At 62.8% G+C, this 15,964-nt stretch carries 15 protein-coding genes; 1 reads left to right on the forward strand and 14 read right to left on the reverse strand.

Annotation, left to right across the window (positions count from 1 at the left end):
- Window positions 1–348: 348 nt before the first annotated feature.
- The 11 genes from ACFPB1_RS14330 to ACFPB1_RS14380 all read right to left on the reverse strand — a co-directional run bounded on the left by ACFPB1_RS14330 (window position 349) and on the right by ACFPB1_RS14380 (window position 9,706).
- Window positions 349–1,581 carry a benzoate/H(+) symporter BenE family transporter gene (locus tag ACFPB1_RS14330; protein ID WP_379226553.1) on the reverse strand — a complete coding sequence of 411 codons (1,233 nt, stop codon included), beginning with the start codon at window positions 1,579–1,581 and terminating at the stop codon, window positions 349–351.
- A 342-nt stretch (window positions 1,582–1,923) separates the two neighbouring features.
- Complete coding sequence (locus ACFPB1_RS14335) at window positions 1,924–2,790, reverse strand: SDR family oxidoreductase (RefSeq protein ID WP_379226377.1); 867 nt, start codon at window positions 2,788–2,790, stop codon at window positions 1,924–1,926.
- 101 nt (window positions 2,791–2,891) lie between these two features.
- Complete coding sequence (locus ACFPB1_RS14340) at window positions 2,892–3,074, reverse strand: DUF6954 family protein (RefSeq protein WP_379226379.1); 183 nt, start codon at window positions 3,072–3,074, stop codon at window positions 2,892–2,894.
- A gap of 134 nt (window positions 3,075–3,208) precedes the next feature.
- Window positions 3,209–3,541: a hypothetical protein gene (locus ACFPB1_RS14345; protein WP_379226381.1), complete on the reverse strand. Its 333-nt coding sequence runs from the start codon at window positions 3,539–3,541 to the stop codon at window positions 3,209–3,211.
- Window positions 3,538–4,206, reverse strand: coding sequence for a phosphotransferase enzyme family protein (locus tag ACFPB1_RS14350; RefSeq protein WP_379226383.1), 669 nt, complete (start codon window positions 4,204–4,206; stop codon window positions 3,538–3,540). Before ACFPB1_RS14350 ends, ACFPB1_RS14345 begins: the two co-directional genes overlap by 4 nt.
- A 47-nt stretch (window positions 4,207–4,253) precedes the next feature.
- Window positions 4,254–4,835, reverse strand: coding sequence for a DUF5044 domain-containing protein (locus ACFPB1_RS14355; RefSeq protein ID WP_379226385.1), 582 nt, complete (start codon window positions 4,833–4,835; stop codon window positions 4,254–4,256).
- Window positions 4,832–5,332 (reverse strand): hypothetical protein, encoded by a 501-nt coding sequence (locus ACFPB1_RS14360; protein ID WP_379226387.1) that lies wholly within the window; start codon window positions 5,330–5,332, stop codon window positions 4,832–4,834. Before ACFPB1_RS14360 ends, ACFPB1_RS14355 begins: the two co-directional genes overlap by 4 nt.
- A 168-nt stretch (window positions 5,333–5,500) precedes the next feature.
- Window positions 5,501–6,097 carry a hypothetical protein gene (locus tag ACFPB1_RS14365; RefSeq protein ID WP_379226389.1) on the reverse strand — a complete coding sequence of 199 codons (597 nt, stop codon included), beginning with the start codon at window positions 6,095–6,097 and terminating at the stop codon, window positions 5,501–5,503.
- Window positions 6,098–6,146: 49 nt separating this feature from the next.
- The gene (locus ACFPB1_RS14370) at window positions 6,147–7,337 is read right to left on the reverse strand and encodes a GNAT family N-acetyltransferase (RefSeq protein WP_379226391.1); all 1,191 of its coding nucleotides are present in this window, start codon (window positions 7,335–7,337) and stop codon (window positions 6,147–6,149) included.
- 195 nt (window positions 7,338–7,532) lie between these two features.
- Window positions 7,533–8,315 carry an alpha/beta fold hydrolase gene (locus ACFPB1_RS14375; protein ID WP_379226393.1) on the reverse strand — a complete coding sequence of 261 codons (783 nt, stop codon included), beginning with the start codon at window positions 8,313–8,315 and terminating at the stop codon, window positions 7,533–7,535.
- Window positions 8,316–8,452: 137 nt separating this feature from the next.
- On the reverse strand, window positions 8,453–9,706 hold the full coding sequence (locus ACFPB1_RS14380; protein WP_379226395.1) for an ATP-binding protein: 1,254 nt from the start codon (window positions 9,704–9,706) through the stop codon (window positions 8,453–8,455).
- Window positions 9,707–9,914: 208 nt separating this feature from the next.
- Here ACFPB1_RS14380 and ACFPB1_RS14385 point away from each other — a divergent pair, with 208 nt between their 5' ends.
- Complete coding sequence (locus ACFPB1_RS14385) at window positions 9,915–10,322, forward strand: hypothetical protein (protein ID WP_379226397.1); 408 nt, start codon at window positions 9,915–9,917, stop codon at window positions 10,320–10,322.
- A gap of 96 nt (window positions 10,323–10,418) precedes the next feature.
- On the opposite strand, the gene ACFPB1_RS14390 is transcribed toward ACFPB1_RS14385, so the two are convergent.
- The 3 genes from ACFPB1_RS14390 to ACFPB1_RS14400 all read right to left on the reverse strand — a co-directional run bounded on the left by ACFPB1_RS14390 (window position 10,419) and on the right by ACFPB1_RS14400 (window position 15,956).
- Window positions 10,419–11,249, reverse strand: coding sequence for a phytanoyl-CoA dioxygenase family protein (locus ACFPB1_RS14390; RefSeq protein WP_379226399.1), 831 nt, complete (start codon window positions 11,247–11,249; stop codon window positions 10,419–10,421).
- A gap of 67 nt (window positions 11,250–11,316) precedes the next feature.
- On the reverse strand, window positions 11,317–14,676 hold the full coding sequence (locus tag ACFPB1_RS14395; RefSeq protein WP_379226401.1) for a GH36-type glycosyl hydrolase domain-containing protein: 3,360 nt from the start codon (window positions 14,674–14,676) through the stop codon (window positions 11,317–11,319).
- Window positions 14,677–14,714: 38 nt separating this feature from the next.
- Window positions 14,715–15,956: a glucoamylase family protein gene (locus ACFPB1_RS14400; protein WP_379226403.1), complete on the reverse strand. Its 1,242-nt coding sequence runs from the start codon at window positions 15,954–15,956 to the stop codon at window positions 14,715–14,717.
- Window positions 15,957–15,964 lie beyond the last annotated feature (8 nt).

A 15,964-nucleotide genomic window follows, 5' to 3' on the forward strand; every position in this document is an offset into this window, starting at 1 on the left:
TCCCGCATACCCAAGACCAAGCCCACCAGTTGAACTTCTTACTTTCCTTCAGATTCTCCTGAAGCCAAGGTGATGAAATCCTGCGAATGAGTGAGTATATGTGAGATAAACTCTTAAAACCGAGGGAGGGACGGGAGACGATACTTCAATAACGCAGCCTGCCGGAATGATCCAACAGGCTGTTGAGCTAACTGGGCAAAATATCAATTTGTAGTATTATCAGGAGGCGTAATCGAGTATTAAATAACCGAACCGCCTTATCACTAAGTCGGTTTGCTTATGCGCATAGCGTCGCCATCCAGTTCAATCCAAATGTAAACCAACTCTGCGGAAGTCATGATGAACGACTTAATCGCGGTTCTCGTCGTGATTACGTATTGATTTTCCGGTCCTAATTGGAATCAGGAATGTCCTTAACTTTAATAAAATAAGCCCGCTCCCCAACGCCCATACAGGGGTCGACAAACCGAGACCATCGATATGAAAGGCCGCAATTAAAAATGTGAACAGTGCAGGTATTCTTCCAGCGCTGTTTGAAAATGCGTTTTTCAGTCCCTTCACAAATAAACCTAATAACGCAAATCCAGCGATGATCGTTACAAAAGGAGTCGGCAATACAGCTAGCAGATCGACGATTCTCCATGCAAAACAACCGTAACCTATTACAAGGATGCTCGAAACGACCGCTGCCCAATACCTTTTTTCCTGAGGGCCAGCTTCCGGACTGCTGCATAGGGCGCTCATCATCCCTCCTACATTTGCGGCATTCCCTCCGCATAAGCCGGTAATGATGCTTGCTATGCCTGAACCCATGAATACTTTATTTACAGGAGGTTCAAACTGATGGCTTTTGACTGCTGCTAAAGCTACGGCGAGATCGTTGCTTAGAATCAGGAGGGCCATCGGAACTGAAATCATCCAAAATCCCGACCATGTGAATTGCGGAATAACCGGTAATGGCGCAATGAATGCTGCAGATCCGATTGGCGGTATTCGGATTTCTAGACTTAGTCCAATAACACCCAGTAGCAGTGCCCATAATGAAGGCGGCAATACGCGAATTACCCTAGGAATGATAAAGTAACCAATCAGAGCCATAATGAAGGCTAAAGGTAGTTTCATGCCTGCAGCACCCATATTGTAGACGTAGGGAAGGAGCAGCCCCGCGAGTAAAGCATCGATTAAGCTCTTAGGCAGATGCCCCAACATTTTCGTAAACAAGCCCGTACATCCTGCGAGCAAGAGCAATACTCCGGATAAAACAAACGCTCCCGCTAATTCAGGGAATGAAAAGTGAGCAGATATTGTACATAGAAACCCGGTCGCCGTAATAGAATGTGCTCCGGCAAAAGGTATTTTATATGTTAAGGTTAAGAGCAAGTTCAAAAAACCACCAACCATGTAGGCGGCCGTAAGCCAGGAAACAAGCTCTGCACGCGATAAATCAAAAACATACCCCGCCCGGACAACCATGACAGCCCCGCTGGTACAAGCCAATAAGGCAGACATCATACCCGCTGTTAACGATTTCGTCCCCGTGATGACCCCTCCAAACAGATTAAGCTTAAGAAATTTATGCAGACTCTATAGTAATAAAAAGGCTTCAACAATGAATCCTCCAATTCGAACGAAGTCTACCCATCCAAATCTCTTCGAACCGACGGAGCAGCCGGCGAGGACGCCCGCGCCCAGCGCGGCCGCGAGGGTACAGCCTGCCCATTCTCGCTTTATGAATCCTCCCTTGGAGCGCACGGCGAAATCTTGTGCCATATGGATCTGCCGCTTTAAAAACGAAAAAACGTTCGCGGAGGCGAACGTTTCGTCTTGTCGAGCGGGATAGGACTTTATGGGCGCATGGATGCGCGGAGGGCGATCAGCCGGAAGCATCCGCCGGTCAGCCGGTTCGCCGGAACCGCGCGCCGCTTAGCCGTTCAGCTCGGCGGCCAGCTGCCGAAGCGCTTGATCGATCGGCGTGACCGGACGGCCGAGCACTTTCTCGAAATCGCTGTTCGCGATCTCGAGCGAACCTTCGCGGATGCCGCGCTGAATCTCGACGAGAATGGGCACGACGAAGTCCGGCACGCCGGCGTCCAGCATCGCGGCTTCGTAAGCGGCGTCGTCGACGTGCGTCACGGGCACGTTCTTGCCCAGGGCCGCGCCGACGGCGGATGCCAGCTCATCCTGCGTGAGGAGCGGGCCGGACAGCTCGTAGACCGCGTTCTCGTGCCCTTCGCCCGTCAATACGGCCGCCGCCGCTTCGGCGTAATCCTGCCGCGCCGCCCAGCCCGTCCTGCCGGAGCCCGCGGCCGTCAGCCACGGCGCGCCGGCCTTCGCGGCGCGGATGCTGCCAAGCTCGTTCTCGAGGTACCAATTGTTGCGCAGAATCGCGTACGGAATGCCGGTCGCGAGAATCGCCTTCTCCGCCGCTTGATGCGGCGGCGCGAGGAAGAGCGCGCTGTCCCGCGCGTTCGCCAGGCTGGTGTAGGCGATGAACTTCACGCCCGCGCGCGCGGCTGCTTCGACCGCGTTCGTGTGCTGGCGAATGCGCGTTTCGTTATCCCCGTCGGCGGAAATGATCAAGATGCGGTCGATGCCCGCGAACGCCGCGTCCAACGTCTCCGAACGTTCGAAATCGCCCTGCCGGACGTCGACGCCGCGCGCACGAAAGCGCTCCGCCTTCTCCGGATTCCGCACGCTGACGGCCACGTTCGCCGCCGGTACAGTCTCGAGCAGTGCCTCCACGACTTTCGCGCCCAGCTTGCCGGTCGCACCCGTAACCAATAACTTCATATGAGATACCCTCCAAACGAATGAATTGACCTTATGTAGGCCTTACGTTGTAATCATTATAGTTACAACTCGAATCGGCTGTCAACCCTATCCGGCCGCGCTTATTGCTTTCGGCGAAATACCCCGTACGCGGCAATGGCGAGCAGCGCGTACGCGGCAACGACCGCGCCGAGCGTCAGCAGCCGCTCTTGCCGGGTCCCGTCGGCGAACAGGACAGGCCCGAGACCGAAGAACGTCACGCAGGCGAACAAAACGAACAATACGATGCCGACCACCGTTTTCATGGACATCCCTCCCGATGATAGCGCGCTTCGAGACCGCCGGGCTCGGCGCATCAGCCGCATGACGAGCCGCGCTGCGCTTATGGCCTTCTTCTTCAGACATTAAGACCTCACGCACGGGATACCGGCGGCTCCGTTCAGAGGCCGTCCAATTGCTCCGCGAGCGTATCCCAATTCGCCTCCAGCCAGTGCATCTCCGCGATGAACCGGGCCAGCAGCCTTCGCAGCTCGCCGTCGCGGCGCACCTCCGTACGGAGCCACCAGCCGGACTCGATCACGTACAGCAGGCGCATCGAGCGGCTGAGCATCCCGCGCGGCGCTGCCGCCTGCTCGCGGTACCCCTCCAGGAATGCCCGGGCTTCCTCCGTGCGCATCCGGCCGTCCCGCAGCGCGCCCGACAGGAGCGCGCGGGCGACGTCGATCTCGGGATAGGCGGCGTCCATCCGGTCGAAATCCACGATGCCGGTCACGCCGCCCGCTGCAGCAGCATGTTGTCGACCCACAGGTCCCAGTGCAGCCAGCCCGTCCGGCTCGCCGCGAACAGCCGAAAATCCAGCGCGTCTATGATCTTCCGCGAACGCTCCAGCCAGGACAGCACCGTCGCGTCGTCCGCCGCCTCCGCGGCGTTCCAATTACGCTGCCATTCCCGCAGGTATGCCTCCTTGCCCGGCGTCCAAACGGGTACGGCAGCCGCCGCGCCGCCGTTCAGCCGGCGGTGCATGCTGCCGACCGCCGATCCGAGCGCGTGCAGCTGCGCGGCATTCATCCACCCGGCTGCGGCCGACTCCCCCTCCACCCAATCCAGCACGGCGAAGGGCGAGCCGGATGGCGTATCCTGCAAATAATGCCCGCCATACGCATGGACGCCCGGGCACGGAACGCCCGCGGCGCTCAACTCATGCTGCAGCCGGAGGTTCCGCTCGATCCTCTTGCGCCGTTCCGGGTTCGCGTGGAGCTTGTAGCGCTCCGGATGATAATATTTGACGAACAGCGGCCCTCGGTCCGTGGCCATGCGCCACTTGACGTTAAGCCAGCCCCGGTCGATCGTGCCGGCTTCATGCACGGTCAGCCCGAAGCGGCGCTTGAGCTCTCCGGCGATTTCCTGCGCCAGCCTTTCGTTGTCGTTGGCGCTCATCGGCCGCCCTCCTCCTTTCCATGCGTCCCGCGAACCGGTCGCGGCCGCTACCTCAGCTTCGCCTCGTACACGAGCTTCCCGCTTGCGTCGAGCCCGCGAACGGATTGCCACTCGGCGTTGCTGCCATTATCGGCCTCCCACAGAAACAAAAACATCCGGTCTTCGCCGATCGGCTCGTGCATCGACACCATGCTGCCCGACTTTCGATCGGTCATGACCAGTTCGATCGCGGCAATCCGGGCGTCGGACACGTAGCCGTAAAATTTGAACGTCATGAGGTTATCGTGCGTGCCCGAGCCGCTCCAGCTGTAGGTAAAGGGTTTGGAACGGTCGATTTCGACGCCGCCCACGCCGTCGCCCGGCACCCAGCCGCCGGTTTGGCGCTTCACGGTATCCGCGGAAAACCAGTCCTTGTACGTCCCGAGGAATACGACCTGATCCTTGTCGAAAGGCGCCACGACTTTGCGCGCGACCACGGTCGGCCCATAATGGAAGCTCTTCTCGGAGAGGCGGTGCGCTTCCTCCGGCGTGCGGCTGCCGGCGGCGGCGGGGAGCGTCTGGACGAACAGCCATGCGAGCAGCAGAACGGCCGCCCACTCGGCGGCCGCGATAATCGCGCGCCTGCTCATGCCTCCCCGCCTCCTTCGGCGAGCGGAATCTCCAGCTCAGCGCGGCGGTCGTACTGCTCGTAGACCAGCTTCGCGCGTGTTGCGGGCATCTTCGGAGCGTCGTACCATAAGTAGCCCCGCTCGCCTCCCGGATAGCCGCTCGAGCCGGCATCATGATTCTCCAGCACTTGGCCGTCCGGCAGCCGGAGCTTGAACATCGTCGTCGGCAGCGACCAGCTGTTGCGCGTGATGCTCGAGCGGTACGTATACGTGATCAGAATATGCTCGTCATTAACGTAGACCTCGTCGACGGTAAACGTATCCTCATCGATCGCCATCGGCTTTCCCAGCGGGATTTCGATAAAGGTGCCGTCCGCGCGCACGACTTCGTTCGGGTCATTGATGCCGCGGCTGCGCTCTTGCGTCCAGCGCTCGATATAATACGGCAGCAGCAGCAAGGCCAGGACGACAAGGAGCGTTCGTCGGACGATCGCGAGGATCCGCCGGGTTCGTTTCATTCGGCCCACCGCTTTCCTAATTTTACCTGAATCGACTTATATGACGCGATAAGCCCGGAAAGGTTGCGGCCGAAAACGTTGACGCGCGAAAAAGACAGCCGGTCCCGGCTGTCTTCAAGCATTCCGTGATTAACGCGCTCCTCTTCTGCTTCGTTCCGCTCACGGGCTTCAGATCCGCGAGCGGACCCAGTCCCGGATCAGGCCGGCCGTCTGTTCGGGTGTCCGGTCGGTCGTATCGACCGTCACCAAGGGCGGGTCGAACGCGGTCTCGCCGTTGTCGAGCAGCCAGCGCGCGAACTTCTTATGATCCTCGACAAACGCGTCCGTCGTGCCCCGCCACGCGGGACGTCCACGCAGGCGGGCTTCCCGCGCCGCGTCATCGCAATGCAGATTGAGGTAATTCACCTCCCGGAAGAACCGGTAGTGATCGCAGCGCTCGATGTCCCTAGGCATCTGGGTGCCGCACAGCACCGTGTGCCGGCCGCTCTGGCCGATTTGATACGCGACCTTCAGCCAGTTGGACCGGGCTTGGTCCCAGTCCGCCGCGTGCATCTCGTCGGTATCGAAGACGTCGCAGTCCGGCAGCGCCTTTCGCAGATGCTTCGCGACCGTCGTCTTGCCCGCCCCGCTCGTGCCCGTCACGATGAACAGCGGCACCATGCGGATCGGCTCCGCATAATCGCATTCGGGACAGATGCGCGTTCGCTCGTCCCGATTCACCGTCGTCTCTACATACCCGCCGCATCCGTCGCATACGATCGGCATCCGGCAACGCCCCTTTCGGATGGAAGTCTCACCATTATTGGAAGTCGAATCAGAAGAAATCCAGCAGGAACGTCGTGCGCCGCGGAAGCGCCGCTTCGAGCCGGGCAACCAGCTCCGGCGAGCCTTGGAGCCGGCCGATGCCGGCCATGAAGCTTGGCGTCTGATAGCCGAGGAAGAGCGCCGCCAGCGTTTGGATCGAGCAGCTCAGCAGCCCTTCCTCGTCCGGCGCTTCCAGCCCGGCCAGCCGCGCGGCCTGCGCGCTCGTGCCGCCGCCGGCGAACTGCAGGCGGAAGATGCCCTGGTTCCATTCCGCGTGCGGATCCGTGATCCGCAGGTGCAGCGGCTCGGCGTCCGGCCGCGGCGCGTAGGCATACTGCGCCAGGAACGCCTCGGCGTCCACGATGCGCGCCATGAAGTACGCGAGCTTCTCCTGCTTGATCGTCGGATCGTGCAGCAGGAACGGCAGCTGGTCGTCGCTCGGCGCCTTGACGACGATCTTGGCGATCATCGAGTCGTGGTCCGCGATGAATTTCCACAGGCCCCTTCTCGCTTCCTCGTCGAGGCAGACGAGCTCGTGAATCGTCGCCGTCCGCTCTTTCACCTGGTAATGCACGTATCCCCGCCGCTCGCCCCGCGCGTTCTCGTAGACGGCGACGGTGCCCTTCTTGGATTTGAAGTGGCGCTTCGTCCACCAGTCCTCGTCCCGCACCAGCATGCCGTTATAGCGCTGCGCGTATTCGGCGTACAGCGGATTCAGCTGCTCCCAATCGGGCGCGATGCGGCGGACCGTGCCGCCTGCCGGCGCCTCGAACTTCGGCAGCTTGTCGGCGGGAATCTCGTAGCGCATGTAATCGACGTACGTCTCCCAGCCGTACCTGCGGTAAAACTCGAATTTGAACGGCGCGAGGAACGACAGCGTCTGCCCCTGCTCCCGCATCGTCTGCAGCGTCTGCCCGAGCAGCCGGGCGACCATGCCGTTGCGCCGGTATTCCGGCCACGTCGCCACGCCGGCGATGCCGCCCATCGCGAAGCGGCGTCCGTTCAGCCAGGTATGGAAGTTCAAAAGCTGCAGCTTGGCCGCGAGCCGGCCTTCCTCGAAGAAGCCCCAATGCTCGTCGGGATTCATCCGACCGACCTGCTCTTCTCTCTCCGCGTCGGAGAGCTCGTACTGAAACGCGAACTCGGACAGCGTTACGCTTTCCGAGAGTTCCTCCCGGCGTAATTTGCGAATTTCGCTCATGCGATCACCTCATAATGGCAGAATACCGTCTTACTTCGCCGCCGCTCGCCGAAAGACCTGCACGCCGCCCGTAATCGCTTACGGGCGGTCGCATTGCCGCGCGCGCTTTCGAAGGAAGCGGGGGATTCGAGGCCGGTCGCAGCCCGTACGCGCACGCGAAACAGGCAGCCGGCTTCGCGCCGTCTGCCTGCCGTGTTACCCAACGAATTCCCGCAGCAGCAGGTTGAACTTGTCGCGTTCGTCGTAGAACGAGCCGTGACCGCTGTACATGAACGGCACGAGCTGCGAATGGGGGATTTTCCGGTGCATCTCCTCCGCCTGGGCGTACGGAATGACCTGATCATGGATGCCGTGCACGATCAGCGTCGGCATGTGAATGCGCGACAGATCGGCGCTTAGATTAAAATCCCGCAGCATGACGATGACCGCGGCCGTCGACCAGCCGGCGGCCTGCATACCCATCCGGTTGAACCAATCCGAGAACGGCTTCGTGACGTACCGGAAGAAGAAGATATCCGTCACGCCGAGCATCATATTCGCCCGGTCGTTCAGCGACTGCTTCAGCAGCCGGGCCGCCGTCTCCTGCGTAAATCCCGTCGGGGCTGCCGCGTCGATCAGCACGAGCTTCGACGCGCCGCCGCCATTGTAGCGCGCGACGTACTTGATCGCGATCGCCCCGCCCGTGGAATGTCCGGCGAGCACGAAATCCTTCAGCTGCAGCGCTTCGACGACGGCGCGGATGTCGTCCGCGAGCCGCTCTAGATTGTAGCCGCCATAGGGCCGGTCCGACTTGCCGAAGCCCCGCCAGTCGATGCCGATGCAGCGGTAGCCCATGCCGGGCAGCACGTCGAATTGGTATTCAAACTGGTCATGACTGAGCGGCCAGCCATGCAGAAACACGATCGTCTTGCTTCCTGCCGGGTTGATGTCCTCCACGTAGAGCTTCACGCCCGGCTCCACCGTAACGTAATATCCCACTGCCGATGCCTCCGTGTACTCATATCCGTTCCCGATAGAATACGCGCCCAGCGCCCAAACGTGAATGACGCAAGGCACAGCGGCCGGCGAACGGAGGCGGCGTCACTTACGGCGGCGGCGAAACGACGCCCTCTGCGCTAAATGCTCGGAAGGCTCGCGACGACCTCGGTCCCCTTGTTCTTCTCGCTGAAGACGCGCAGCGTGCCGCCGAACGACCGGATGATCTGGAAGCTGACCATCATCCCGAGCCCCGTCCCGCTCTTCTTGAGCGAATAGTACGGCGAGCCGAGCCGCTCGACCTCCTCCTTCGTCATGCCCACGCCCTCGTCGAGGACGCGGATCTCGATGCGGGACTCGTCGACAGCGATGCAGGACGCCCGCACGGTGCCCCCGTCCGGCATCGCTTCGACCGCGTTCTTCATGATATTGATCAGGAATTGGTTGAGCCGCTGCACGTTGCCGCTGATCACGCAGTCCGGTTCGATCGTCGTCTCGATCGTGACGTTCTTGCCGAGCGCGTAGTTCTCGATCAGGCTCGCGGTTCGCCGCAGCTGCCGGCCGACGTCGACTTCCTCCAAATTGTCCGACACCGGCTTGCCGAGCTGCAGAAATTCGCGGATGATCTCGTTCGCCCGGTCCAATTCCTCGATCGACAGCCGGATGTACTGCGTCTTGGAAGCCGGCGGCAGCTCGGGCGCGTCCAGCAGCTGGAGGAACCCGCGGACGACCTGCATCGGATTGCGGATCTCGTGCGCGAAGACGCCCGTCAGGTCACCGATCAGCCGCAGCCGCTCCGAATCCTGCAGCTCCTTGCGCATCGTGTGGATTTCGGCCATGGTCTCGATGAGCCCGGTCATTGTCCAGACGATGCCGACGACGAGGCAGAGGTGGACGAGCTGCACGACGAGGGACTGCGCCGTAACGCCTTGAATCAAGCAGGAGAAGAAGGACCCCGTGACGCAATAGAAGACCGCGAGCAGGACCGCGATGCGCAGCCGCTTGGCTTTGGCGGCTTGCTCGAACATCCGCTGGGCGTACAATACCAAGGAGAAGCCGACCAGCAGCGCCAGCGCGGACGTCCAGAAGCCGGGTCCGGCGCCGACGGCGTAGAAGCGGTAGAGCAGCACGAACAGGCCCAGGCAAAGGCCCGCCCTGCGGCCGGCGTAGATCGCGCCCATCAGGAGCGGAACGATGCGGAGGTCGATGTGGCTGCCGCCGCCGTAGGCGACGGGAAACGACATGCAAAGCGCGATCGAGCTCCCCCACAGGACGGCGAAGAGCAGCGTTTGTTGTTTGATCGGGCCGATATGGCCGAGCACGAAAGCGAGATAGATGCCGAGAGGGAATCCGACCAGCGAAAGTTGAAGCAGGAAATCTTTTGTGATGTTCAAACGCCGCAGCCGCCTTTCACAATAATCCGATGGGATTCGATCTACTTGAACGTATTCGTCGAATGAACGGAACTCTCCTGCCGCCGCGCGGGGCGTAGGCCGATTCAAAAGATTCGGAGCCGGCCTGGCATAGCTTCCCTATGAACGGGCGATACTAGATCATAGAATGAATCACTTTAATAGACGAAATCCGAGGGGGATGGAAACGATGAACGGACGCGGACCGGTCGATATGCAGGAGCTGTTCAGTTTTCTGGGAAGGGCGGGCGAGCAGGAGCCGCTGGCCGAGCTGGGTACGGCGAGCGAGCGGCTGCGGCGCGCGTTCGCCGAACACGAGGAGCGGCGAGAGGCGCTGGAAGCGGAGCTGCAGGAGGCGTCCGTGAACGCGCTCGTCGCGATCCGGCGGCGGTACAGCGCGCGGGTGCAGGCGCTGCAGGAGGAACGCGACGCGATCTGGCGCGAGATCAAGGACTCGCTCGGGCTGCCGCGCGACATGAAGCTCGCGCTGGATCCGGACACCGGCCGGGTCGCGGGCCGGGTCGCCGGCCAGGACGGACGGCGGACGGGCGTTCCGGCCGAGGTGATCCCGTTCCCGGGCCAGCCCGGGCGGTCTTGACGGACATGCGCAAAGAAGCTGCCGGCGATGCCGGCAGCTTCTTTGCGCATTCTAGAGATCATGAACCGATGGAGCGTGCGGGCGCTCCGCTTGCCATCAACGCGGCCGCGCGGCGGGGAATCCGATCTTCTCCTTGCGCAGCAGACGCTTCGCTTTGCCGGAAAGCCCGACGTACGTCTCCTGCGGAATGGCGATGCTCCCTTCGCTCGGGCCATTGGCCGACGCGGTGTAGATCAGCGCCATATTCGTCCGCGGCCGGTCCGACCGGTTCGGGGTGCCGCGGTGCCACATCCGGTCGTCGCGGATCAGGATGGAGCCAGCAGGCATCGTCGCCTTGAACGAGAGCATATGCTCGGCGAGCCGCGACTTATCGTGCGCGTTCGGGCCGTACCACCGGTCCGGATGCAGGTGCGTGCCGCCCGGCCAGGCCTCCATCGGTCCGTTCTCCTCCGTCACGTCGACGAACGGATAATTGACGACGAGATGGGTGATCGGCAGATTGGCATTGCAGCGGTCGCCGAATCTCGCGCCCATGTCGGCATGTACGTGCTGGGCCTTCGTCCCGCCCGGCATGGACGTGTTCGAGGCGAAATACGTGAGCAGGCAGTCCTCGCCCAAGATGCGGTCGACCACGTCGGTGACGAACGGATGGGCGATCAGCGATTCGTCGCAAAACGGCTGCTCGAAGGGCAGATGCAGGCCGATATGGTTCGTCCCGTCATGGAACCCGTCGCGCAGGCTGAACCCGCGCTCCTCCATGAAGTCCTGCAGCAGCCCCTCCATACGCGCGTACAGCGCGTCCATCCGCGCGCGGGGCAGCACCCCCTCGAACAGCACGAAGCCGTTCACTTCGATGAGCCGCACCGCCAATTCGAGCGTTGCCGGCGACAATCGGCCGGCGGCCAATTCCTCCGCAGTTACTTTCATCCGCTTCCCCGCCTTTTCCGATAGATTTCGATACGATTGCGGCGCAGCGCGGCGATGGCCGGCTGAGCTACATCCAGAGCTCAATGACGTTGCCTTCTGCGTTCAGCGCGCGGGCCAGCAGCTCCCGGGCGACCCGCAGCCCGCCGCGACGATAGCGGTTCGCCGTCGGCGCGGCAGGCACCTCGGTCCCGTTCACGGCGATCTTCCGCTCGCCGGCGTTCCCGAGACGATAGACGAACTCCACCGGCCGGTCCATGAACCGGTACGCGAATCGCAGACCGTTCATGGCGTCCGGCAGGACGGGATCGACGACCAGGTCTCCGTGCTCCTCTCGAATGCCCAGGCAATGCGAGATCAGCTGGTTCAGGTAGATGCCCGGGCCGCTGGAGTAGATGCGCCAGCCGCCCTTGACCGGCACCCGGCCGTCCCGGAGTCCCTCGAATCCTTCCTGCGCCGCGTAGCGGTCGTTGAACTTTCCGTCCGAGCTGCTGAAGTATGCGTTGCGCTGCCGCGGCTCCGCGTTCGGCACGACGCCGGACAGGCCGACCGGGTTGATCATCTGCAGCGCCCGCCAGACTTCGTCGCCGTAGCCGAGCTTGGCCGACGCTTCGATGAAGCGGATATGCGCGTGGACGTACTGCAGCCCGATCTCGCGGCCGAAGTTCGCCGCTTGCTCCGCCCGCTTGAATCGCGTGCTGACGCCGCCCGCGTAGCGCGCCGGACGATCCATCAGCCGGACGCCGTCCGGAAAATACAGCTTCTCCTTGATCAGGGCGTAGTGCGCCTCCGCCTGCTCCTTCGTCAGCAGCTCCCCGATCATGCTGCGCGTCATCGGCAGCAGACGGTACCGGATGCCCGTCGCCGTATCCTCCGGGTGAAGCATAGGTTCCGGCACGCTCGGATCTTCCATGTACAGGAAGCCCGGAATGACGTCTGTAGCGAGCATATACCGGTTAAAGTCCGTCCGGATGCCGTCCGCCAGCGCTTGCAGCTCGGCCGACATGCCGGCGTCATGCGGCTGAAGCGCCGCCGCGAGGCCGCCGATCGCCTGATAGGTGAGGGCGACCGTCCAGCTGCTCACCATGTAGCGCTTCAGCATGGCGTTCGCCGGCTGCAGCGTGTCGTCCCAATCGCCGTCTCCATACGCCGACAGATGTGTGCCGTGCACGAAGTGGCCGCGAATATAGGCGATTTGCTTCCGGACATGCGCGAGCAGGCTCTCGCGCGCCTCCGTGAACGCGAACGGTCCGCGCGCCATATAGGGAACCGGCTCCGCCAATATGCCGAAGTCCCCCGTCGCCCGCAAATAATCGCCCAGCACCTTGAGCGGCCAGACGACGATATCGCCGTGGCTCTCGTCCGCTTGAATGCCGACGTACCGGTCGAACATGAACCATTGCGGCCAATGGCCCGTATACTCGTATTGCTGCGCATATACGCGCAGCAGAATGTCCCGGACCGTGCCGTAGCGGTGCGCCGCCAGGAAATATTCGACCGGCCCCTGGCAGACGTCCCGCGTTCCCCAGGCGGCGCCGCCGTACTGCTCCAGCCCGTGCGGCGCGGAGAAGTGGACCAGCATATTGTGGGCGTACCACCAGGCCAGCGTGTTCATGTGCTCCGCTTCGGCGGAGGCGCCGCCGTCCGCGGACAATCGGAACCCGTTCAGCATCCCGCCGAGAAACGTCCGGTAACGCGCCTTCTCCTCGTCCGCCGACCGTTCCGCGAACGGCAGCGGCTGCCCGTGCAGCATGCCTTGGACGGTCAGGCTCCAGGACGGGCTCGCGGACAGCGCCAGCACGACGAGCGATGCCTCGCCCGGCTGCGCGCCGTCGGCCAGCAGCCGCTCGTCGCCGGCCTGCATGCCGGCGCCTGTCACCCGCAGGCGATAGCGCAGCTCCGGGTACGCGGAAGCGCTGAGCGCGCCCGGCGCGGCCCGGAATGTCAGCGTGTCGCCATCCTGCGCGGCCATCGCGGGCAGCTCGTATTCGTTCGCGTTCATGATGACTTGGTTCGTGACGAGACAACGGTAGGCGATGCCGCGCTCCGATTCGAATTGCAGGCTAACCTCCGGCGCATCCGCGCACGCGAAGCACGTCACGACGATGACGTCGTCCGCCAGCTTGTACCGCCAGCGGGCGTAGTTGAAGCCCATCTCGAACAGCGAAGGCAGCGCGAGCAGCCGGTACCGGCCCTCGAGCTCGACGTAGATGCGCTGCCCCGACGCCTTCATGACGTTCAGGGCGCTGCGGGTATTGGACAGCAGCTTGTGGAACGTCGTGTTCCCGACGGCGAGCTGCGAGTTGAATACGCCGTACATGTACACGGTCGTCGACAGCACCTCTTCGCGCAGCCGGTCGTTGCCGCCGTTCATCAGGATGTGGCCGTGCGGCCGCTCCACGCGCAGCTCCTTGTCCTTCAGCACGACATGCTCGCGTCCCGGCGTGAAGAACGACATGAGCTTATCGCCGTCGTATTCTTCCTGCAGCCGCTCGGGATACAAGCGGCCGAGCTCCGCGTCCGTCAAAGGCAGCGCGCGCAGCGGCGAGGCGATCGACGGCTTCCGCTTCGCCGCCGCCACGTCCTCTCCCGGCCCGAGCGGACGGCCGCCGGCCTCCCGCCACGCCTCGGCCACGTCCGCACCGAACGCCAGCGCGTCCGCCGGCTCCGGATGATCGGCTCTCAGCAAGCCGTAGAAGACGACCCGGGCTTCGCCGTGCAGCCGGATCCGCTCGGATTGCAGGGCAACGTAGGCGAATTCGTATTGGTAAATTTCGTTGGCCAGCGACGGCATCGCCAGCCGGGCGGGCACGTCGGTCTCCTTATACGAGAGGCCGAAGAACTGGAAGCCGTCGGTCGAGAACCCTGCCGCGCCGGTTAGCGCTCCCTGCTGCAAATAAGGAAACTTGCCGCCCTGCGGCTGATTTTGGCGCGAGCAGACGACATAGCCCTTGGCGGGATCGCGGAAGACGGAATGCCCGATGTATTGCGACACGTACGCTTCGTTGGAGCGGACCGCACCGCGGTCGGCCAAGCCGACGTCCTGGCCGTAGATCACGTCAAGCTCGAGGCCGGCGCCGCCGGACAAGGCGACGTCCCAGAACCACGCGCCCTGCTCCGTCAGCCGGAACGTCACGGTGTAGGAGACGCCCCACGCTTCGCCTACCCACGCGAGCGCCCGCGCATGCCGGCGCAGGCGGCTGGCGGAACGAGCGCCGAGCAGCGGCACGGCCTCGATCCCGTCCGCCGCGAACCGGCGGAGGAACAAGTTGTTCAAGGCGCCGTCGATCGGGTTGGCCTGCAGCTGGTTAATGAGCGTATGTTCGCCGTAAGCGGCCTCGAACAGGTCGCCGCTCCGCAGAAACGTAAACCGCAGCGGCCCTTCTTGCAAGTGAAGCTTCGAATCCGTCGTCTGAAGTATGATGCTCACCCTGCTCTCCTTTTTTTACGATCTCTCTCTGTCGCTTCTTACGCGATCGAACCGGCGCCGGCGCCCGCATCCGCTGCCGTTCCCAGGCACAGATCCATGCCGAGGCGGGCCGGCAAAGCTTGCATGAATTGGCGCCACACGAAGCCGGTGCGGTAATTCTCGATCATGAGCAGCGTGATGCCCTTGTCGATGCCGATGACGTCCTCGGCGTACCATGCCGGCGTCTCGTCCAGGTTGAACGCGTCCTGAAAGCCGTAAGGTCCCCACAGCAGCGAGTGGTTCTCGTAATAGTGGCGCAGCGCGGCGATCGATTCCCGCGGCGTGAAGACGATCGAGCCCGCGGCCCCGCAAGGCGGAATCGTGCCGTCCGCGTAGTCCCGCTTCGTCGTGTTCGGATCGGCGCCGTAGCCGCCGCTGTACCCGCGCGGGCCGTCGCAGGCGGTAAGCCCCCATGCGTTCGGGCCGAACGTCTTCGAACGGTCGGCGCGGTCGATGCAGAACTGCCGGTTCGCGAGCGTCGCCCGCACCGAATTCTCGTACCAGTCCACCCCGTAGCGGTCGCGCCGGCCGCGGAAGTCGAACCAGGCATGCGAGAATTGATAGACGAACAGCGCCCCGCCCGTGCTGTGGATGATCGGCCCGTGCCCGCCGTAATAGCCCACGTACCGCACGAAATCGTCGAACATCGACGCCGGCACGGGATGCGTCGGCGACGCCGCGCCGAGGAAGTACATCATGAACTGCTCCGCGTAATGGTCCCATGTGCCGAAGTGCTCGCCCTTCTCGTCGTTGTACCCCATATAGAACTGATTGGTCTCCGGGTTGCGGTACCAATTCCACTCGACGCGCTCATAGATGGCCTGCGCCAGCCGTTTGGCTTCGCCGCCGAAATATTCGCCGGCCGTCAGCGCGCCGCAGACGCAGATGGCCGTATCGATCACGGATACTTCACAGCGGCGGTATTGCTTGGCGGTGTCCATGTCGAGGAAGTGGAAGAAGAAGCCGTGCCGATGCTCGGCGTGGTTCCAGCAGGTCCGAAGGGTACCGACCGCGCGCGCATAGGCGTCCTCGCGCGAGATCCATTCCCGCTCGGCGCCGATCGCAAGCGCGGTCAGGCCGTAGCCGACGGAGGCGATGCTCGCCATCTCCGGCCGGCCGGGCGCCCGGTCGCGGATCAGCCCGTAGCCGGGACTGACGGGATCCGCGTTCGCCTGTTCCCAGAAAAATTGAAAGCTGCGTTTGCTCTCCAGTTCGAGCAAGGTATCGTCCGATAATGCCACGTTCGTCA

Origin of the sequence: Paenibacillus sp. GCM10023250, assembly GCF_042653205.1 — a bacterium.
GTDB lineage: Bacteria > Bacillota > Bacilli > Paenibacillales > Paenibacillaceae > Paenibacillus_Z.